Here is a 20,373-nt window from a genome sequence, read left to right on the forward strand (position 1 = left end):
AAATAGTGCGGAGGGCATTTTAACTGCCGGGACGCCCGCCGTCGCGGAAAAAATTCACCGTTCGCGCTTTGTTTCAATTGGGCAAAACTTTCATAACTATCCTGGAATAACTTAGAATAACCGGCAAAACATTTTTCACGAACCAGGAACCAGGCAATGAGCAAATCTGAAACTCTCTTTAGCGCCGCGCGTGAACTTATCCCCGGCGGCGTTAACTCGCCGGTACGAGCCTTCAGCGGCGTTGGCGGTACGCCGCTGTTTATCGAACGTGCGGACGGAGCCTATCTGTACGACGTCGATGGTAAAGCCTATATCGATTATGTCGGTTCCTGGGGCCCTATGGTACTCGGTCATAACCATCCGGCCATTCGTAATGCGGTGATTGAAGCGGCGCAGCGCGGCCTGAGCTTTGGCGCGCCGACGGAAATGGAAGTGAAAATGGCGGCGCTGGTAACGGAGCTGGTACCGACGATGGATATGGTGCGGATGGTTAACTCCGGCACCGAGGCCACCATGAGCGCCATTCGTCTGGCGCGCGGTTTTACCGGCCGCGATAAAATCATCAAATTTGAAGGCTGCTATCACGGCCACGCCGACTGCCTGCTGGTCAAAGCGGGCTCCGGCGCCCTGACCCTCGGCCAGCCGAACTCTCCGGGCGTACCGGCCGATTTCGCCAAACACACCCTGACCTGCACCTATAACGACCTGGCTTCGGTCCGCGCCGCCTTCGAGCAGTATCCGCAGGAAATTGCCTGCATTATCGTTGAACCGGTAGCCGGCAATATGAACTGCATCCCGCCGCAGCCGGAGTTCCTGCCGGGCCTGCGCGCGCTGTGCGACGAATTTGGCGCCCTGCTGATTATTGATGAAGTGATGACCGGCTTCCGCGTTGCCCTGGCCGGCGCCCAGTCCTACTACGATGTGGTCCCTGACCTGACCTGTCTGGGCAAAATCATCGGCGGCGGTATGCCGGTGGGCGCCTTCGGCGGCCGTCGCGAAGTGATGGATGCGCTGGCGCCGACCGGCCCGGTCTATCAGGCGGGCACCCTGTCCGGTAACCCGATCGCCATGGCGGCGGGCTTCGCCTGCTTAAGCGAAGTGGCGCAGCCGGGAGTTCACGAGACGCTGACGGATTTAACCAACCAGCTGGCCCAGGGGCTGCTGGACGCCGCGCGCGACGCGGACGTTCCGCTGGTGGTGAATAACGTTGGCGGCATGTTCGGCATCTTCTTTACCGACGCCGAAACCGTCACCTGCTACCAGGACGTGGTGAAGTGCGACGTTGAGCGCTTTAAGCGCTTCTTCCACCTGATGCTGGAAGAGGGCGTGTATTTGGCGCCTTCCGCGTTTGAAGCCGGGTTTATGTCCGTTGCCCACAGCAAAGAAGATATCAACCATACCATCGCCGCCGCGCGTAAAGCGTTCGCCAAACTGTAGCCCCGCGCTCCCGGGCGGGCATCGCGCCTCGCCCGGGCTCGCGCCGCGGTAAGCTAGCGGCTCTGCTTCCTCAGCAAATAGATAAAGTACGGCGCGCCGATAAAGGTCGACAGCAGGCCCGCCGGGATCTGATACGGGAACATAATCATTCGCCCGCACCAGTCGGCAAACACCAGCAGCAGGCCGCCAATCAGCCCGGACATCACCATATGCGGTATCGTGCGACGGAAGCCCATCATGCGCGCAATATGCGGCGCCATCAGGCCGACGAAGCTTAACGGGCCGATGGTCAGCGTTGCCGTGGCCGTCAGGCAGGCGGCCAGCAGCAGCAGGCCGATGCGCGACGGCGTCAGCGCAACGCCTACCGCGCGCGCCGCCTCGCCGCCGAGCGGCAGGATCGTCAGCCAGCGGCGGCACAGCGGCGCCAGGGCCAACAGCACCAGCATCATGCTGCCGCTGTACGCCACCATCTCCGGCGTCGCGCCGTAGGTCGACCCGGAGATCCACGTCAGAATCTGCGCCATCCGCGGATCGCCGCTGGCCTGCAGCATCATCAGCAGCATGGTAAACGCGGTACTCAGCGCCATGCCCGCCAGCAGCATCCGGTGCGGTGAAAAGCCGCCGCGTCCGGCGGCAACCAGGATCACCAGCAGCGTCGCCGCCGCGCCCAGGCTGCCGGCTGGCAGCAGCCAGCCAAAGGCGTTGCCGGGGACGAAGAACAGCATCACGACCACGCCAAACGCCGCGCCGGAGCTGATCCCCAGCACTTCCGGGCTGGCCATCGGGTTGCCGGTCAGGCGCTGAATAATACAGCCCGCCACCGCCAGCATCACCCCGGCGAACAGCGCCGCCAGAATCCGCGGCCAGCGCCACGGCATCAGCTGATCGAGCAGCGTACCGCTGGCCCAGTGCCAGCTCTCGGCATCGCGGCCAAAGGCCAGCGCCGCAATAGCCGCCAGCAGCATAATCGCCAGCCCGCCGAGGGCAAACCACAACACATTGTGCCGTTCAGCCGGCACCTTATCGCCGGCGTTCATCACCGGGGCGCTAATACTGCGCAGGCGCGGCAGCAGCCACAGCAGCAGCGGCGCGCCAACCAGCGCGGTCACCGTTCCGGTTGACACCTCCATCCAGACGCGGGCAAGCCACAGAATGATTTGATCGGAGAGCCAGAGGATCAGCGCGCCAATCAGCGCCGCCAGCAGCAGGCGCGAGAGCAGGCGACGGGCGCCGAGCATTTTTGCCAGCAGCGGGGCAAACAGGCCGATAAAGCCGATAATCCCCACCGCATTCACCAGCATCGCGCTAAGAACAATCGCCAACGTCAGCGCCCCTAGCCGCGCCAGGGAGAGCGCCAGGCCGAGGTTGCGCGCAACGCCGTCGTCCAGCCCCATCAGGGTGAGAGGTCGCAGCAGCAGCAGCGTCAGCATCACCCCGCCAAGCAGCTGCGGCCACAGCCGCTGCACCACGCTCCAGTCGGTTTGCGTCAGGGTGCCGGTGCTCCACAGGAACATGCTCTGCAGCTGGTCGTGATGGAAAATGACCATCAGCTGATTAAGCGCCCCGCAGTAAAGGCTGACCACCAGACCGGCGAGAATCAGGGTTACCGGCGAAAGCCGTTTGCCCCAAGAGACGCCAAACACCAGCGCGCCCACCAGGCACGCGCCCGCCAGGGCGGCAAACTGCGAGGCCAGCACGCCGGGGATCGCCCACAGCGCGGTGACCGTCATTCCCAGCTGGGCGCCGGTCGCGACGCCAAGGGTCGTCGGTTCCGCCAGCGGGTTGCGCAGCACCTGCTGAAACAGCACGCCGACCAGCCCCAGGCCAGCGCCCACCAGCAGCGACACAGCCAGCCTCGGCAGCAGGCTGTAGTGAAACAACATCTGGGCGATATTATCGATATCCGGCTGCCACAACGCCTCGCGCCACTCGTTCTGCGGCAGCGCGATGCGGAGATTAAAGAAGCTCAGCGCGAAGGCGGCCATCAGCAGTACGGCCAGCAGCAGAGCCGCCAGAGGAGAAATTCGCGATCTCACGCCGGACCTCCCTGTGCGTCCGCCAGCACGCGGGCAAAGTGCATCGCCGATAGCGTGGCGCCGTAAAACCACACCGCCGGCACGCGCTGGAAGCGCCCTTCGCGGACAAACGGCATCGCCCGCCACAGCGGGGTGTTCATCAGCTGCGCCATTTCGCTATCGTTGCCGTGGTCAAAGCAGATCACGTCCACATCTCTGTAGGCCGCCAGCCGATCGATACCGACGGTCACGCTGCCCCAGAAGGTGCTCTCCCCGCGCCAGGCATTTTTGATATCAAAGCGTTCGAGGATTTCCTGAAACAGGCAGTTATTACCAAAAACCAGGACATGACGCGGATCGAGCAGGGTAATCAGCAGCAGCGGCCGATCGCCACGGCGGGCGAAACGCGGGCGCAGAGTGTCCATTAGCGCATCGAACTCCGCCAGATGGCGCTTCGCCGCCTGCTGCTTGCCGATAAGCTCGGCCATCTCGCTGAGCGACTGCTGAGCCATCATCAGCGGCCGCTTGCCGTCGCTGAAGGTAAATCCGCGCCCCGGAGCGATGCGCGCCAGCTTCTCAGACGACGGGCCGTAGCCTGCCGACCAGAAGATATACGATGGTTTCATCTGCGTCAGCAGTTCGAGATTGGGTTCGGTGCGCAGCCCAACGTCAATGACCGAGTCCGGCAGCGCCGGTTCATTCACCCACAGGCGATAGTTCGGGATATCGGCGACACCGTAGGGCACGACGCCCAGCGCCAGCAGCAGGCTCTACCGGCAGCCACTCCAGCGCCACGATGCGCTGCGGATCGATAGCCGCCGCCCGCGCGCCGCGCATCTGCCACAGCAGCGGCGATAGCGCCATCGCCGTCAGTAAACGTCGACGGGTGATCACATTGTTTTTTTCCATTATTAATAGACGAAGCTTACCGGCGCGCTGCCCGCCGGGTGCGGCAGAATTCCCATCGGGATACCGTAAATTTGTTCCAGCGTTTCGCTACGCATCAGCTCAGACGACGTACCCTGAGCAATCATCTCGCCGCCGCGCAGGGCCACCAGATAGTCGCAGTAGCGGGCCGCCATATTGATATCATGCAGCACGGCAACCACCGTCAGGCCGCGCTGCTGGCTCAGGCGATGCACCAGCGCCAGCACGTCAACCTGGTGGGCAATATCCAGCGCCGAGGTGGGCTCATCCAGCAGCAGACAGCGGCTGTCCTGGGCTACCAGCATGGCAATCCACGCTCGCTGGCGCTCGCCGCCGGAGAGGCTATCGACCAGCCGATGCGCCAGCGGTTTCAGCCCGACCAGCGCAATGGCCTCCTCAACCTTCTGCCGATCCGTCGCGCCAAAGCGCCCCAGCGCCCCGTGCCACGGATAGCGGCCAATCGCCACCAGCTCACGCACCGTCATCCCCTCCGCCGCGGGCAGCTGCTGCGGCAGATAGGCCACCTTGCGGGCAAACGCCTTGCTGTTCCAGCTATCGAGAGGCTGACCGTCGAGCAGCACTTCTCCCTCTGACGGCGGCTGATGACGGCCGAGCATTTTCAACAGCGTCGATTTGCCGGAGCCGTTATGACCAATCAGGCCTGTCACTTTTCCTGCCGGGAAGGTTAACGAAAGGGGGTGCAGCAGCGTGCGGCTAGGCACGCGAAAGGTAACGCGATTCAACGAAAACGTAGTATCGGATTGCGGAGTGTTTTCCTGCATAGCAGCCAACTTGTTTAACGGCGCGGCGAACCGCGCCCATTGAGTGATTAGAAACGGAAGGTTGCTGTTGCAACGACCTGACGCTCTGCGCCCCAGAAGCAGCCATAGGTGTTAAAGCAGCTTGCGACGTATTCACGGTCAAACAGGTTGTTCACATGAAGCGCTACGTTGGAACCCGCCATACCAACGCGAGCCAGATCGTAACGGACTAACGCATCCACCACCGTGTAGCTGCCAACCTTGAAGGAGTTCGCCGGATCGCCATAGCTGGAGCCGGTGAAACGACCGCCGGTGCCCAGGGTCAGGCCAGACAGCGGGCCGTCAAAGATGGTGTAATCGCCCCACAGTGCCGCCATATGTTTTGGCACCTGAGCCGGCGTATTGCCTTTGTAGTTGGTGTCCGTGGTGTATTGCGCATCGGTGTAGGTGTATGAGCCGACCACGTTAATGCTCGCAGAGAGCGCCGCTTTCGCTTCGATTTCGACGCCGCGAGAACGAACTTCCCCCCCTTCAACCGAGAAGAACGAACCCGCAGGATCGGCCATCAGGTTGTTGGTTTTGGTCAACTGATAGACGGCACCGGTAATCACGATTGGGCGATCGTTCGGTACATATTTCACGCCGGCTTCGTACTGTTTGCCTTTAGACGGGGCGAAAATATTGCCGCTTGCGCCCGTTTGTGAAGCCGGTTCAAACGATTCACTATAGCTGAAGTAAGGCGTTACGCCGTTATCGAACAGATAGTTAACGCCGCCACGCCAGGTAAACTCTTTATCATTTCTGGAGTCCTGGGTGGAGGAAACGCGGTTCAGGGAGTCCTGTTTAGCCCAATCGTAACGGCCGCCCAGGGTCACCAGCACCTTGTCCCACTGTATCTGATCCTGCGCGTACAGGCCGGTTTGTTTCTGTTTGTTCAGCACCTGGTAGGCGCCGGACGGGCCAGGGTGCGAACCAAAATCAAAGTCGCTGCGGTCGAGATTATAGATGTCGGACGGAGCAACGGAGCCGGCATAGCCGAACCAGGAGTCGATATCGTTACGCATGCGCATAAAATCAACGCCGGTCAGCAGGGTATGCTCTACGGAACCCGTATCAAACTTGCTCTGCAGCTGGGTATCGACGGAGAAGTTCTGCAGCTTCTCGTTATCGATAACGTACTGACGGGTCAGGTAGTGGCCCCATTCAGATGGCGCGACGCTGGCGCAAGGGCTGCTGCTCGGGTTGCTCGAGTAGAGCGGATCGGAGCACATGCCGTAGCCGTAGACGCTGTTCTGCGAGACTTTATTTTGCGCGTAGCGCAGGTTCTGACGCACGGTAAAGGTATCGTTGAACGCGTGGTCGAAGCTGTAGCCAACCATTTTCTCGTTACGAGAATAGGTATTATTGTTAGCGCCTTCATTGAAATCGGTAGAAAGACGTTTGCCGTTCGGCAACGTCGTCACCGTCCCCTCCTTCGGCAGCCAGCCGTAGTAACCGGTCTCCGGCTCATTCTGGAAGTAGGACAGGAACGTAAAGTTGGTTTTGTCATCCGGACGCCAAGTGAAAGCGGGAGCAATCGCGTAACGCTGCTCCTCGGCCCCTTTCTGCTGGGCATTCGCAGAACGCGCCAGGCCGGTTAAGCGATAAGAGTAAACGCCGTCATCATCCAGCGAATCGCTGAAGTCAAAGCCAGTCTGGAACAGGCTGTCGGTGCCCATTTTGAACTGAATCTCTTTCAGCGGTTCCGTCGTCGGACGTTTGCTGACCATATTCAGCAGGCCACCCGGGTTACTCTTTCCGTAGAGAACGGAAATCGGACCGCGCATCAACTCCGCGCGCTCCAGCATATAGGGATCGATCACCGCGTCATTGTAGAAGTTGCCCTGCATTTTCAGGCCATTCAGATAGTTATTCTGGCTTTGGCCATCAGCAGCGAAACCGCGGATGATCAGATAGTCGTACGTGTTAGACGCGCCGCGAGTCCCGACGGCGACGCCCGGAGTATAGCTCAGCGCTTCTTTCACCGATTTCGGCTGATGCAGCGCCATCTCCTCGGCGGTCACCACGGAAATAGACTGTGGCACCTTTTGAATAGGCGTATCCGTTTTGGTCGCCGTGGCGGACTGTCTGGCTGCAATCGTCGCCGCCGGCCCCCATGCGCTCTCCAGCGGGGCAGCCGCTGCGGTTACGGTAATGGTTTCTTCTTTTTTCGGTTCAACTGCCGCCTGTGCGTAGACAGACATGCCGCTAACCGCCGTGGCTACTACGACTGCGATTTTACGCAGCGAGTGATTTGGCTGAGCAGTTTTTAGACGCGCCATTAGTCGTTCTCTAATAAAGGTGAATGATAACGTAAACGAGAATTATTATTATAACGGCTGACATATACCCAATTAACTTCAAGTTGCAGGATGGTAGTGCGTAAACAACTTATCTCTATATCTCTACTATTGGCTTGGTTTCACAGGTTCCTGCAACTTGTAGTATTCTGTGTATATTTATTGGTTTATAAAATAGTTACAAATTTTTTACATAGTTCAGTGGGGAAATATCCTGGCTCTCCAAAATCGGCTGGTGGAGAAAAAGCCAGACTGGCATTAACAAATCCCAAAACTACGGATTGTGGCAGCCCTTTTATTTTTCCATTGCTGTCAGAAAAATCTTTTAGTTTGTCAATGTCAAATGCTGCGATTTTTTCCAATGCTATTATTGCATGACGAAACTCATTATAAGACAACCTTTTTTCAGCGAAAGCAATGAACAACTTCGCTGCTATTTCTGGCTTTTTCTCAAAATCTAATTTCTCAATAATATCAAGTATATGCTCACCAGTTCTTCCAGCAAATTTATCATCTTCATTAAGTTTTTTTATCATTTCGATTCTTTCTTTCTCAGGGGTATTTGAAAGCTCAGACAAAAAACGTATTAATTTTTCTCTGAAAAAATTCTCTCGAACTGATGAGCTTACTTTGAAAAGGGTAAAGAAAGTATTTACCAAAGGAATATTATTAACTACCCCTGAGCGATCAAGAATATGCACACCGATTTCAGCATATTCTTTGAATAAGTCTATTACTTCGCCTGATATTATATTTGTAACAACATCGCCCTTTTCTTTCATGCTATTACCCTCATTGTATACCACTTTTTGGTAAAATTATGGTTTGTTTTGTCAATGTTTTCTTACTGGGATGCCCCCTCAAGATGCGTGTTTGAGTTTCTGAAAATTATCGTTAATGCGACAACTCAGCTTCTCCGCTATCTGTGGCAGGGTATTGCTGAAAAATCCGTTTATTGCCTCCCGGAAGGCCTTCGCTGTGGCAAAATACCGGTTGTTCCGGGCATGTTCATTCATCACCTTCCACAACCGCTCTATCGGATTCAGATTCGGGCTGTAAGGGGGCAGGTAGTGCAGGTCAATATTCATAACCACCGCCCAGTCCTGCACCAGTGAGGCCCGGTGGTAGGGGGCACCATCCAGAATCAGATGCACTTTCTGCATGACCGGATAAGTCTGCCGGATGGCGATGAAGAACTCACAAATGGTTCTGGCATTAATCTGCGCATAATCGCCGGTCACCGTCCGGGCGATATCGTTCAGGCTGAGTGCCCCGATGATATTCATCCGGGTACGGCTGCCGGTGGTTTTAACCGGTTTGCGCTCACCCCGGCGTATCCAGCCACCACTCAGTTTCGTTGACTGCGTGGGATGCACCGCATCCATAAACAGGATGGGTACCTTATCACCCGCAGCGAGCTTAAGAGCCTCATATTCAGCCATGAACTGCTGCTGTTTTTCTTCGCTGAACTTATGCGGGACGCCGGTCGGCTTTTTCCACGAAAAACCATTGCGGTGAAGCCACTTGTTCATACCGGGAATGGAGTAAGACACACCAAAGCGTTCCCTGACAAGGGCAACGATACTGGCTGTGCTCACGTGGACATCTTCGGTCAGCAAACAAATCAGTTCTGCTGAGTGCGCAGAACAGAGGTGCTCCTGTGAGCCGCCGTTGTCAGAGGTCAGCTTGTCTTCATCAAGATAATCCACGATATGGCGCAGGACGGTGGTCTCATGAATCAGCTGGGACTGCGCAATCATGGCAGTTGACCAGCCCTGAGCAGAAAGAAGCACGCAGCGAATCCTGTCGCAGACACGGCGGTCACGACTTTGTCGATGCTGCGCCTCAAGGGCGGCAATCTGTTCGGGTGAGAGTCTTATGTTCATGATTTGAGCATGATCCCCTGACGGCATGAAATCAAGCAGTTTCAATGATCACGGGTATAATAGGCGAAACGAGAAACGCAAGGCAAGCAATATGCCACCGCGAAGATATCAAAGGCTGAATAAATAACCAGACGGTAATTGTGGGGTTAAGTGACTGTTAAGTCATCGACAGAAATGAAAAAGCCCTCGAATACTGAAGTATCAGAGGGCTAATGTTGTAACAACCTATTCGCATCGTCTTTCAGGCCCCAGCGCAACGGCCTGAAAAAGCTCGCGGATCGCTAATTACCGCCGAACATATCCTTAATCCAGCCCGCTACGCCATCGCTTTTTTCCTGCTTCGGCGGCTGCTGGGTCGCCGGCTGCTGCTGAGGCTGCTGGCCGGACTGATTAAACGGATTGTTCTGCTGCTGCTGCTCAAGCTGCTGCTGCTGCATCTGCTCGCCCTGGCGACAGAGCGCATCCGGCGCGGTGGTCCATACCGGCAGAGTACGCACCCCGCCGCTGCAGACGAAGTTACCGCTGACGTCGACGCCCATATCCACCACGTCTTCCGGCGCCGTCAGCGCCAGCGGCGTTGGCGTCTGGTTGGCCAGATAGCGCTGATAAATCGACATCGCGCCGCTGGCGCCGTACAGCTTCGTCGGCTGGTTGTTATCGCGACCAACCCAGGTAATCGTCACCTGGCTTCCGTCGATACCGGCGAACCACGTATCGACGTTATTGTTGGTGGTCCCGGTTTTACCCGCCAGATGCAGGCCCGGATATTTCGCCCCAAGCTGGCGACCGGTACCGCGCTGCACAACCTGCTGCATGGTCCACAGCGTCATGTAGGCAGCCTGCGCAGGAACCGCCCGCTCCGCCTGCGGATAGCTCTGGTACAGAACGGTGCCATCTTCGGCGATCACCGAACGCAACGCCGACAGCGTCGCGCGGTTACCGCCGCTGGCGATGGTCTGGAACGCCTGCGCCACTTCAATCGGCGTCAGGTTCAGCGCCCCGAGGATCATCGCCGGTACCGGGCTGAGCTGGCCCTTCGGCGCGCCCAGTTTAACCCAGGTATCGATGACCGCCGGCAGGCCCAGCGCCATCCCGAGGTTGACGGTCGGCACGTTCATTGAACGCGTGAGCGCGTCAACCAGCATCACCTGGCCGCTAAAGCGACGGTCGTCGTTCTGCGGGGACCAGGTCTGGCCGTTGGAGAGACGAAGCGTCACCGGCGCATCGGCAATCGAAGTATTCAGGCGGTACTTATTCGGCTGGCTTAACGCGGTCAGATAGGTCGCCGGCTTGGCCAGAGAACCAATCGAACGGCGGGCCTGCATCGCGCGGTTGTAGCCGGCAAACTGCGGCTCCGCGCCGCCGACCATCGCCCGCACCTCGCCGGTATAGCGGTCAACCACCACCATCGCGGTTTCCAGATCCGCCAGCTTACGCTGTTTCTTGAGCGCCGGGATCCCTTCGATGGCCGCCTTTTCCGCCGCGTCCTGGGCCACGGAATCGAAGGTTGTAAAGATCTTCACGCCGGAGAGATCTTTCACCTTATCGCCCAGCTTCGCCTGCAGCTCCTGACGCACCATCTGCATAAATGCCGGCTGCGGAGAAATCACCCCGCCGCGCGGCTGCACGCCCAGAGGACGAGCGCTCAGCATGTCGTACAGCTCCTGGTCGATGACGTTCTGCTGCTGCAGCAGACGCAGAACCAGGTTACGCCGCTCCAGCGACAGCTTCGGATTGCGCCACGGGTTGTAAATCGAGGCGCCTTTTACCATCCCCACCAGCAGAGCCTGCTGATCAAGGCTCAGCTCCTCCACCGGGCGGCCAAAGTAGTAAAGGCTGGCCAGCGGGAAGCCGCGAATTTCGTTATCGCCGCTCTGGCCGAGGTACACCTCGTTCATATACAGCTCGAGGATGCGATCCTTGCTGTAGCGAGCGTCAACGATCAGCGCCATATAGGCTTCGTTGGCTTTACGCCAGTAGGAGCGCTCGCTGGAGAGGAACAGGTTTTTCACCAGCTGCTGGGTCAGGGTACTGGCGCCCTGCACCGTGCGCCCCGCCGTCAGGTTGGCCAGCACCGCACGACCAATCGAGTAGAGGCTGATACCGTCATGCTCGTAGAAGTGGCGGTCTTCGGTGGCCAGCAGGGTATCAACCAGCAGGTCCGGGAAGCCGCTGCGCTTAACAAACAGGCGCTGCTCGCCGTTGGCCGACTGCAGCATGGTGATCAGCCGCGGATCGAGGCGGAAGAAGCCAAACTGGCGGTTATTCTCCATGTTCTCGATCGTTTCCAGGCGATCGCCATCAAAGGTCAGGCGCGCGCGCACCTGCCCTTCTTTACTGTCCGGGAAATCAAACGGACGGCGAATCATCTCGATGCTGTTGGCCTGCACGGTGTATTCGCCCGGGCGCGTCATCGCGCTCACCTGACGATACTGCGTAGCGTTCAGCAGGCGCACCATCTCGTTTTTGCTGATCTGCATATCGGGTTCGAGGTTGACCATCCGGCCATATACCGCCGCCGGAAGTTCCCAAACCTTGCCGTCAATGCGGCTGCGGATCTTCTGATCGAGATAGACGCCGTAGGCGGCAACCAGAACCGCGACAACAATACCCAGCTTGACCAGCAGCCACAGCCAGGTACGTTTACGCCGAGGCTTGCTACCTTTGCCTTTCGCTTTCTTCGGCATCGGCTCTTCGTCCTCATAATCGTCGTCGTAATCATCGTCGTAGTCCTCGTCCCGAACCCGACGACGAGTCACTTTTTGTTTTGCCGGACGCGAGGGTTTACCCTTACGTCCGATAGGCTCGCGGTCATCTCCCGCCATGCTTTTTCTCCGCAACTTTCAGGCGTAAAAGCCTGATTCTCAATGCTTCCCCCTGCCAGAGGAAGAAGATATCTCTCAAATTCACGCCCGTGGGGTCTTATTCCTGCAGGCGGCCATCTATTGACTGTACTTCGCGCGCTTAGCGTCTCAGGGCGCAGCCATGATCGGTTTTCATGAGTTTAGTTAAAAAAATCATAAAACAAATCATTATCTTACATACTTTACCTGCAGAGAATTTGGGGACATAGCACTAATAGTCCAGGGAGCACAGGATAGCACTAAACCAGGATATGCTTAACCAGCATTTTACACCGCCAGGACGTAACAAAAGGGAAAATATTATGTTTTTTAATAACATAAAAAATGTTCCCCGCGTCTCCGTGCGCTTCAGAATTTTCGCCCCCCGCGCCGACGATAAAAACTAAAACCTCCCGGCGCATGAAATATTATATTCGGACTGTGACAATAAATATTTTTCCGGAAGTAAAGATAAACCTTAAACCATCCGCGGATAAAAGTGGGAGCCGCTTAACAATTATATATAATAATATTTACTGATGACACCGGGGAAATATTTGTTAAACTACCCTTCAGTTAACCATTCAAGCTTAATATTATGCGAACTTTCGTTATATTTCCGCTTATCATGATTGCCGCTCTTGCGGGGTGCCAGCAGAATCGCTCCTCAACCTTAAGTCCTGCCGTCAGCAGCGAGGCGCAGCTTGAGCAGCTCTCATCCGTGGCCGCAGGCGCCCGCTATCTGAAGAACAGTTGCAATCGCAGCGATCTGCCCGCAGACGAAGCCCTTACCCAGGCCGCGTGGAATGTCGGGAAAAAAAGAGGATGGGGAAATATCGATTACGCGACCCTGGCTCAGCGCAGCGCGCAGATGTATCAACAGCTGCAGCAGGATAGCACTCCGGAAAAAACCAAATGCAGTCAATTTAATCGCCAGCTGGCGCCATTTATTGCTGGCTTAGGTCGTGAATAAAGTGTCGCAGCTGGTTATTTTGCGTTTTATTTCCGCGCAATTTATTGCCCCTGCGGACTATCCGCAATAATACCTCCCGGCCAGTCATCCAGCGCCGCCAGAGTAAACGTATTGCCCTTAAAGCTATACCCGTGATCATTGAAACTGCTTGATTTCATGCAGTCAGGGGATCATGCTTAATTCATGAACATCAGACTCTCACCCGAACAGATTGCAGCCCTTGAGGCTCAGCACCGCCTAAGCCGTGACCGCCGTGTCTGCGACAGAATTCGCTGCGTACTCCTCTCTGCTCAGGGCTGGTCAACGACCATGATTGCGCAGTCCCAGCTTATCCATGAGACCACCGTCCTGCGCCATATCGCGGATTATCTTGATGAGGGTAAGCTGACCTCTGAAAACGGTGGTTCTCAGGAGCATCTCAGTTCTGCGCACTCAGCAGAGTTAATCTGTTTGCTGACCGATGACGTACATGTGAGTACAGCCAGTATTGTTGCCCTCGTCAGCGAGCGTTTCGGTGTGTCTTACTCCATTCCGGGGATGAACAAGTGGCTTCACCGCAATGGTTTTTCATGGAAAAAGCCGACGGGCGTCCCGCATAAGTTCAGCGAAGAAAAACAGCAGCAGTTCATGGCTGAATATGAGGCTCTGAAGCTGACGGCGGGTGACAGCGAACCCATCCTGTTTATGGATGCGGTGCATCCCACGCAGTCAACGAAACTGAGTGGTGGCTGGATACGCCGGGGTGAGCGCAAAGCGGTTAAAACCACCGGCAGCCGTACCCGGATGAATATCATCGGGGCACTCAGCCTGAACGACATCGCCCGGACAGTGACCTGCGATTATGCGCAGATTAATGCCAGAACCATTTGTGAGTTTTTCATCGCTATCCGGCAGACTTACCCGGTCAGGCAGAAAGTGCATCTTATACTGGATGGTGCACCGTATCACCGTGCCTCACTGGTGCAGGACTGGGCGGTGGTGATGAATATTGAACTGCACTACCTGCCTCCTTACAGCCCGAATCTGAATCCGATTGAGCGGTTGTGGAAGGTCATGAATGAGCATGCCCGGAACAACCGGTATTTTGCCACGGCGAAGGCCTTCCGGGCGGCAATAAACGGATTTTTCAGCGATACCCTGCCAGTGATAGCCGGGCAACTGACCTGTCGGATTAACGATAATTTCCAGACACTCAGACCAGCATCTTCGGTATGATTGGGTAAATGAAATTGTATTCACGCTCAGGCGCTGTTTAATTTGTCCTTTCACCAAAACCAGAGGACTGATCAATGATAGAAACCGAAGCCTTTCTGTGGAAAAAACAAGTATCTCCACTCCTGCTTGTTCGCCACGAAAAAGTCTTACAGGAACCTGGCGATGATCAGGTGCTGATTGAGAATCGGGCTATTGGCATCAATCCTGTAGACTGGAAGTAAGTATCCTCCGGCAGAGCCGGAGGCTTTAGGGGGAGCGCCTCAAAGGCGCCGACAAACCATGAGCCGCCCAAGGCGGCTGCTATACGTTCAGTTTCATTTGATCGTATCGTTCGTCTCTCTCTCCTGGTTGCGTATGTATGCCCTGACCGTGGCTTCATCCAAACCAACGGTTGAAACGAAATATCCTCGTGCCCAGAAAACTTCTCCGGTGAAGTTTTTACCTCTGCCGAAGTGTCGTGCTATCGCTATCGCGCTTTTTCCCTTCAGATAGCCGACGACTGTCGATACCGAGTACTTTGGCGGTATGCTGATGCACATGTGGACATGATCACGCATCAGATGCCCCTCCAAAATCTGACAGCCCTTCTGGCTCGCAAGCTCGTGGAATATTTTTCCCAACTCATGCCGCAGCGCACCATATAACCGCTGTTTCCGGCGTTTAGGGATATAAACCACGTGATATTTACAGTCCCATTTCGTATGGCTTAAGCTCTGATAGTCTCTCATCACGAATCCTCATCTCTTGGCGGAGATTTCAGATTCGCGCGACTGACTTAAAGGTCAAACCTTTCGGAGTCCCCCGGCAATGCCGGGGGTTTACCGGATTTAATTACTGAATGGTCTATCAGATATCTGGCAAATTGACCAAATCCCAGGTGTAGATGGTATGGGTGTCATAGCCGCCACAGGCCGAAACGCCACGCATCTGCGCCTTGGTTCTCGGGTAATGTACCATACCGATCTTCGATTCGACGGCAGTTTTTCCCGCCATACAATAGTCAACGCTCATGCAGTTATTTCTGTTCCCGAGCATATCAGTGATATCAGCGCGGCAGCGTTACCCTGCCCGGGTCTGACGGCCTGGCAGGCAGTGCAAAAAGTCCCTCATCTCTCTGGTGAGAACGTGCTTGTCAGCGGTGCCGGTGGTAGTGCTGGCAGCCTGTTAACACAGATGCTTATTCAGGCAGGCGCTAATGTTTATGTCACCGCCAGCGGCAGGCATCATCAAAAATTGCTCAACCATGGGGTCATCCAGTGCTTTGACTATGGCCATAGGTCATGGACAGATGAGTTGAATCGCGCACTGGGCGAAAAACCGCTGTACGCTGCTTTCGATACCGTCAATCAGCAAAATGCACTATCTCTGGCGGGATTACTGGGTTATTACGGCCATCTTGTATGTATTCAGGACAGATTGGAAAAAGCGCCATTACCACCGTTCACGACCAGTATCTCGCTTCATGAAATTGCTCTGGCAGCCATTCATGCATACGGTAGCAATGTACAGTGGAGTCGGTTACGTCAAGCCGGCGAAAACATGCTGCAACAGATCGGTCGCTGCGAGTTGATTATGCCGTTTATTCAAACCGTTGCGTTTGATGACATTCCACAGACGCTTGAAACGTTAAAAGAGAATAACAATGGCATAAAATATGTTGCGGTAGTGTAGCGGGTTGAGGTGGATTTGGTTTTATTGAATAAAGAAATCCAAAAATCTGCTTTGCTAAAAGGCGGCCATGCACCAAATCCTTAATCAGTTACAGAGTGAATGATTAATATAAGGGAATGAACTTAACAAACTGCAACTTGAAGTATCATGTGTATAAACACGGTTAAATCCTGCTGAATCTGCTCAATCACCAGATTCGGCAGCGGTGATTGCCCTTCCTGCCAGGACTGTCCGTTGATAACGGGCGGGCTACGTGTCGCTCTGGGCGGTGTACTGGGTATTTCGGCGACTGACCCGCCAGGCGCTGGATCAGCCGCTGGCCTTCGGCCCCTGGCTGGCGCTGGCCGGCGGCGACCTGTTTTTGTGGGCTCAGGCGACCTAGCCCGGACTCAGTTCGACCCCGGCGACGCATACTTTTTGGTGCGCCGGGTCGCCGCGGCGTTTGCCGGATCGTCCGGCCAGACGTGTTTGGGGTAGCGCCCCTTCATCTCCTTTTGCACTTCCCGATAGGCGCCCTGCCAGAATGCGCTGAGATCGCGGGTAATTTGCAGCGGGCGCTGGGCGGGCGACAGCAGCTCCAGCACCAGCGCCATGCGGCCCTGAGCAATCGTCGGGGTCGTCGCTTCGCCAAACATCTCCTGCATGCGTACCGCCAGCGCCGGCGGGTTTTCCTCATGGTAACGAATGGCGATCCTGCTGCCCGTCGGCACCACGTAGTGGGTTGGCAGCTCGCTATCGAGCTTCTGGCGCAGCGGCCACGGCAGCCAGTTTTGCAGCGCCTGGCGAATATCCAGCGCCCTGAGCGCGCGCAGCGAGTGCACTCCGCTCATTTGCGGCAGCAGCCACTCCTCCAGCGTAGCCAGCAGCGAAGCCTCGTCCACCGCCGGCCACGCCTCTTCCGGCAGCCACAGCGCCGCGCAGTGCAGGCGCAGACGGAGTCTGCTCCGCCTCCACCGTCCAGTTCAGCACGCCGAGGCCTTTATCGCGAATGCCGTTGAGCATCGCCCGGTGCAGCTCCTCTTCCGACGGTTTTGCCAGCGGCTGAGTTTTGATCACCAGCTGGCCGATACAGGTGCGGCGCCAGGCCTTCAGCGTTCCCTGCGCCTCATCCCACTCCACGGTATCGGAGCGCTGCGCCAGATCCGGCAACTGCTCCAGCAGCGTGGTAATATCCAGCGGTTGCGCAAGTAAAATGCGCGCATCCGGCGACGCGCTCCCCTGCAGCAGCAGCGGCGCGATCAGCCATTCGTGGCGTCCGAGCGCGTCATCGGCGTTAAGCATCGCCCCCATGCCGTTGGCCAGCTGATAGCGCCCCTCCTGGCCGCGGCGACGGGCAATCCGGTCGGCAAAGGCCGGCGCCAGCAGCGCCGCCGCGCGCTGCGCGTCCGGATAGCCTCCGCGGCTGCCGAGGCGCTTCAGCAGCTGCTGCGCCCGCTGCTGCCAGCCGGGCTGCTGGCGGGCAAACGCCGAGCCAAGATCGCTATTAGCGCCGCGCGGCGGTTCTTCGAGGATCGCCGCCAGCTTCGCCGCCGTTGCCGCCGCATCGGGAGAGTCCGCTGCGATCAGCATGGCCGCCAGGCGCGGATCGTTGCCCAGCGCGGCCATTTTCCGCCCGCGCGCCGACAGCCTGCCGCCCTCCAGCGCCGAGAGCGCCGTCAGCAGGCGCCGGGCCGCCGCCAGGTTGGCCTCCGGCGGCAGATCCAGCCAGCGGAGTTCGGCGGGATCGTGACATCCCCACTGCATCAGCTCCAGCAGCAGCGACGACAGATCGCTTTGCAGGATCTCCGGGTCGCTCTGCGCCGCCGCGCGCTCCGCCTGCTCTTTGGCGATCAGATGCAGGCAAATACCGGGCTCCAGACGCCCGGCGCGGCCGGCGCGCTGGGTCATGGAGGCCTGGCTGATACGCTGAGTTAGCAGACGGGTTAGGCCGGTGCGGGGGTCAAAGCGGGCCACCCGCTCCTGGGCGCTATCCACCACCAGACGAATCCCCTCAATGGTCAGGCTGGTTTCGGCGATATTGGTCGCCAGCACCACCTTGCGCGTCCCCTTCGCCGCCGGCAGAATCGCCCTACGCTGCTCGCTCAGCGGCAGCGCTCCGTACAAGGGGCAGATCGCCACATCGTCGGCCACCCGCCCGGCCAGCTGCTCCTGCACCCGCTGAATTTCGCCGACGCCGGGGAGAAACAGCAGCATCGACCCGCTCTCCTGGCGCAGCAGCTCGGCGGCGGCTATCGCCACCGCCTCATCAAAGCGCTGGTGCGCGGCGAGCGCCTGATAGCGCTTCTCCACCGGGAAAGCCCGACCTGCGGAGGTTATCACCGGCGCCTGCGGCAGCAGCCGCTGCAGGCGATCGTTGTCCAGCGTCGCCGACATAATCAGCAGCTTAAGATCGTCGCGCAGGCCCTGCTGCACGTCGAGCAGCAGGGCGAGGGCCAGATCCGCCTGCAGGCTGCGTTCGTGGAACTCATCGAGGATCACCAGCCCCACGCCCGTCAGCTCGGGATCGTGCTGAAGCGTGCGCGTCAGGATCCCCTCGGTGACCACTTCGATGCGGGTATTCGGACCGACGCAGGTCTCCGCACGCATCCGGTAGCCCACGGTCTCGCCCGGCTTCTCGCCCAGCAGTTCGGCCAGCCTCTGCGCCACGTTGCGCGCCGCCAGCCGGCGCGGTTCCAGCAGAATAATCCGCCCGTCGATATGGCCCGCCGCGAGGATTTGCAGCGGCAGCCAGGTCGATTTACCGGCGCCGGTTGGCGCATTGAGCAGCACCTGCGGCGCCTGCTGCAGAGCGGAGAGAAGTTCGGGGAGGACGGCGGCAACCGGCAATGAGGACACGAAAGGCTCCAGGGCTTAACATTCAGGGGCAGGCATTGTAGCATCACGCCAGACTTGTCGTCTTTCGCGTTGCAGATCCGCTGCAGGTTGACATTCATCGCACTGAAATGATTAGCGGGTATTTATCATGTCCGAGCCGAAAAGGCTGTTTTTCGCCCTTGAACTGCCTGAAGAGGTGCAGCGGCAGATCGTCGACTGGCGCGCCCTGAGCTTCCCGGATGACGCCGGCAGGCCGGTGGCAAAGGACAATCTGCACCTGACGCTGGCATTTCTTGGCGAGGTCAGCGCGGATAAGCAGCGCGCGCTGGCGGCGCTGGCGGGACGCATTCGCCAGCCCGGCTTTACGCTGACCCTCGACGATGCCGGACAGTGGCTGCGTTCGCGGGTGGTGTGGCTCGGGACCCGCCAGCCGCCGCGCGGCGTGCTGCAGCTGGCCGGTATGCTGCGCGCGCAGGCGGCCCGTAGCGGCTGCTATCAGAGCCCGCAGCCGTTCCACCCGCATATCACCCTGCTGCGCGACGCCCGTAGCGCGGTACCCATTCCGCCGCCCGGCTTCAGCTGGACGTTTGCGGTGCGCGAATTTGTACTTTATGAATCCAGCTTTGCCCGCGGACGCACCCGCTATACCGCGCTGGAACGTTACCCCTTCAACAAGGAAAGCTGATGCAGTTCAACCCACCGCTCCAGTCCGCCATCCTGATTAAACGTTACAAACGATTTCTGGCCGACGTGGTGACCCCCGACGGACGGGAGCTGACCCTGCACTGCCCGAACACCGGGGCGATGACAGGCTGCGCGACGCCCGGCGATACCGTCTGGTATTCGACCTCTGACAACCTGAAGCGCAAGTATGCCCATACCTGGGAATTAACCGAAACCCAGCAGGGCGCGACAATTTGCGTGAATACTTTACGCGCCAATACGCTGGCGAAAGAGGCGATACTGGCGGGAGATATTCTCGAACTTTCTGGCTATAACACGCTGAAAAGTGAAGTGAAATATGGGGATGAGAGTAGCCGCATCGATATTATGTTACAGGCAGAAGAACGACAAAACTGCTATATTGAAGTGAAATCGGTTACCTTAGCGGAAAAAGAGAGCGGTTATTTTCCCGATGCGGTCACCGAGCGCGGCCAGAAGCACCTGCGGGAGCTGATGGGCGTAGCGGCGGCGGGCGATCGGGCGGTTATTTTGTTCGCCGTGCTGCATTCGGCGATCGACCGTTTTTCTCCCGCTCACCACATTGATGCCAGATACGCACAGCTATTGATTGAAGCGCAAACCAAGGGGGTTGAAATTCTCGCCTATAAAGCGGAACTTTCTACCGAGATGATGACTCTGAATAAGCCGATTACCGTGGTGTTAACCCCCGGTAAACAAACGGCTAAATAGTGTCCGGGTCGCGAGCGCAAATACGCTTTTCTTCACAGGGTTGTCAAGTGTAACGTTTAGATAATTGCTATCCGGAAAA

The 20,373-nt window shown here is 57.6% G+C and carries 14 protein-coding genes and 4 pseudogenes; 8 read left to right on the forward strand and 10 right to left on the reverse strand.

All coding sequences use genetic code 11. The features are described from left to right. The first annotated feature begins 156 nt into the window (after positions 1–156). Positions 157–1,437 (forward strand): glutamate-1-semialdehyde 2,1-aminomutase, encoded by a 1,281-nt coding sequence (hemL, locus tag ABOC21_RS20135; RefSeq protein ID WP_426813037.1) that lies wholly within the window; start codon positions 157–159, stop codon positions 1,435–1,437. Between the two features lie 53 nt (positions 1,438–1,490). Here the strand turns inward: hemL and fhuB are convergent, their stop codons facing one another. From fhuB to mrcB, 7 genes and pseudogenes are all read right to left on the reverse strand, one after another. Further along, positions 1,491–3,473: a Fe(3+)-hydroxamate ABC transporter permease FhuB gene (gene fhuB, locus ABOC21_RS20140; protein ID WP_426813038.1), complete on the reverse strand. Its 1,983-nt coding sequence runs from the start codon at positions 3,471–3,473 to the stop codon at positions 1,491–1,493. Then, positions 3,470–4,361: pseudogene (fhuD, locus tag ABOC21_RS20145) on the reverse strand (Fe(3+)-hydroxamate ABC transporter substrate-binding protein FhuD). The gene fhuB and the pseudogene fhuD overlap by 4 nt, the downstream one beginning before the upstream one ends. A 2-nt stretch (positions 4,362–4,363) precedes the next feature. After that, a complete protein-coding gene (gene fhuC, locus ABOC21_RS20150) occupies positions 4,364–5,161 on the reverse strand; it encodes a Fe3+-hydroxamate ABC transporter ATP-binding protein FhuC (RefSeq protein WP_426813039.1) in 798 nt (265 codons plus the stop codon). A 47-nt stretch (positions 5,162–5,208) separates the two neighbouring features. Then, on the reverse strand, positions 5,209–7,461 hold the full coding sequence (fhuA, locus tag ABOC21_RS20155) for a ferrichrome porin FhuA (protein ID WP_426813040.1): 2,253 nt from the start codon (positions 7,459–7,461) through the stop codon (positions 5,209–5,211). 185 nt (positions 7,462–7,646) lie between these two features. Continuing rightward, positions 7,647–8,261, reverse strand: coding sequence for a hypothetical protein (locus tag ABOC21_RS20160; protein WP_426813041.1), 615 nt, complete (start codon positions 8,259–8,261; stop codon positions 7,647–7,649). 78 nt (positions 8,262–8,339) lie between these two features. Then, a complete protein-coding gene (locus ABOC21_RS20165; protein ID WP_426815546.1) occupies positions 8,340–9,365 on the reverse strand; it encodes an IS630 family transposase in 1,026 nt (341 codons plus the stop codon). Between the two features lie 281 nt (positions 9,366–9,646). Then, positions 9,647–12,190: a bifunctional glycosyl transferase/transpeptidase gene (mrcB, locus tag ABOC21_RS20170; RefSeq protein ID WP_426813042.1), complete on the reverse strand. Its 2,544-nt coding sequence runs from the start codon at positions 12,188–12,190 to the stop codon at positions 9,647–9,649. Positions 12,191–12,806: 616 nt separating this feature from the next. Between mrcB and gspS the strand changes: the two genes are divergently transcribed. The 3 genes from gspS (at position 12,807) to ABOC21_RS20185 (ending at position 14,617) form a co-directional block, all read left to right on the forward strand. Further along, on the forward strand, positions 12,807–13,181 hold the full coding sequence (gspS, locus tag ABOC21_RS20175; protein WP_426813043.1) for a type II secretion system pilot lipoprotein GspS: 375 nt from the start codon (positions 12,807–12,809) through the stop codon (positions 13,179–13,181). Positions 13,182–13,364: 183 nt separating this feature from the next. Further along, positions 13,365–14,396, forward strand: a complete 1,032-nt coding sequence (locus tag ABOC21_RS20180; RefSeq protein WP_426812791.1) for an IS630 family transposase — start codon at positions 13,365–13,367, stop codon at positions 14,394–14,396. A gap of 74 nt (positions 14,397–14,470) precedes the next feature. Continuing rightward, complete coding sequence (locus ABOC21_RS20185) at positions 14,471–14,617, forward strand: hypothetical protein (RefSeq protein ID WP_426812792.1); 147 nt, start codon at positions 14,471–14,473, stop codon at positions 14,615–14,617. A 93-nt stretch (positions 14,618–14,710) separates the two neighbouring features. Here ABOC21_RS20185 and tnpA read toward each other — a convergent pair whose 3' ends face one another. Continuing rightward, the gene (tnpA, locus tag ABOC21_RS20190) at positions 14,711–15,124 is read right to left on the reverse strand and encodes an IS200/IS605 family transposase (RefSeq protein WP_426812793.1); all 414 of its coding nucleotides are present in this window, start codon (positions 15,122–15,124) and stop codon (positions 14,711–14,713) included. Positions 15,125–15,284: 160 nt separating this feature from the next. Here tnpA and ABOC21_RS20195 point away from each other — a divergent pair, with 160 nt between their 5' ends. Continuing rightward, positions 15,285–16,067 (forward strand): alcohol dehydrogenase, encoded by a 783-nt coding sequence (locus tag ABOC21_RS20195; protein ID WP_426812794.1) that lies wholly within the window; start codon positions 15,285–15,287, stop codon positions 16,065–16,067. Between the two features lie 155 nt (positions 16,068–16,222). Here the strand turns inward: ABOC21_RS20195 and ABOC21_RS20200 are convergent. Further along, a pseudogene (locus ABOC21_RS20200) lies at positions 16,223–16,309 on the reverse strand (type II secretion system assembly factor GspB); the annotation flags it as partial. Between the two features lie 2 nt (positions 16,310–16,311). On the opposite strand from ABOC21_RS20200, the pseudogene ABOC21_RS20205 reads away from it, so the two are divergent. Further along, positions 16,312–16,449, forward strand: a pseudogene (locus ABOC21_RS20205) (hypothetical protein); the annotation flags it as partial. Between the two features lie 7 nt (positions 16,450–16,456). Here ABOC21_RS20205 and hrpB read toward each other — a convergent pair. Next, positions 16,457–18,902 (reverse strand): annotated as a pseudogene (gene hrpB / locus ABOC21_RS20210) (ATP-dependent helicase HrpB). 127 nt (positions 18,903–19,029) lie between these two features. On the opposite strand from hrpB, the gene thpR reads away from it, so the two are divergent. Further along, complete coding sequence (gene thpR / locus ABOC21_RS20215) at positions 19,030–19,566, forward strand: RNA 2',3'-cyclic phosphodiesterase (RefSeq protein ID WP_426813044.1); 537 nt, start codon at positions 19,030–19,032, stop codon at positions 19,564–19,566. Then, positions 19,566–20,294 carry a DNA/RNA nuclease SfsA gene (sfsA, locus tag ABOC21_RS20220; RefSeq protein ID WP_426813045.1) on the forward strand — a complete coding sequence of 243 codons (729 nt, stop codon included), beginning with the start codon at positions 19,566–19,568 and terminating at the stop codon, positions 20,292–20,294. Before thpR ends, sfsA begins: the two co-directional genes overlap by 1 nt. The last annotated feature ends 79 nt before the right edge of the window (positions 20,295–20,373 follow it).

Origin of the sequence: Klebsiella sp. WOUb02 (assembly GCF_050058015.1) — a bacterium.
In the GTDB taxonomy this organism is placed as follows: domain Bacteria; phylum Pseudomonadota; class Gammaproteobacteria; order Enterobacterales; family Enterobacteriaceae; genus Klebsiella.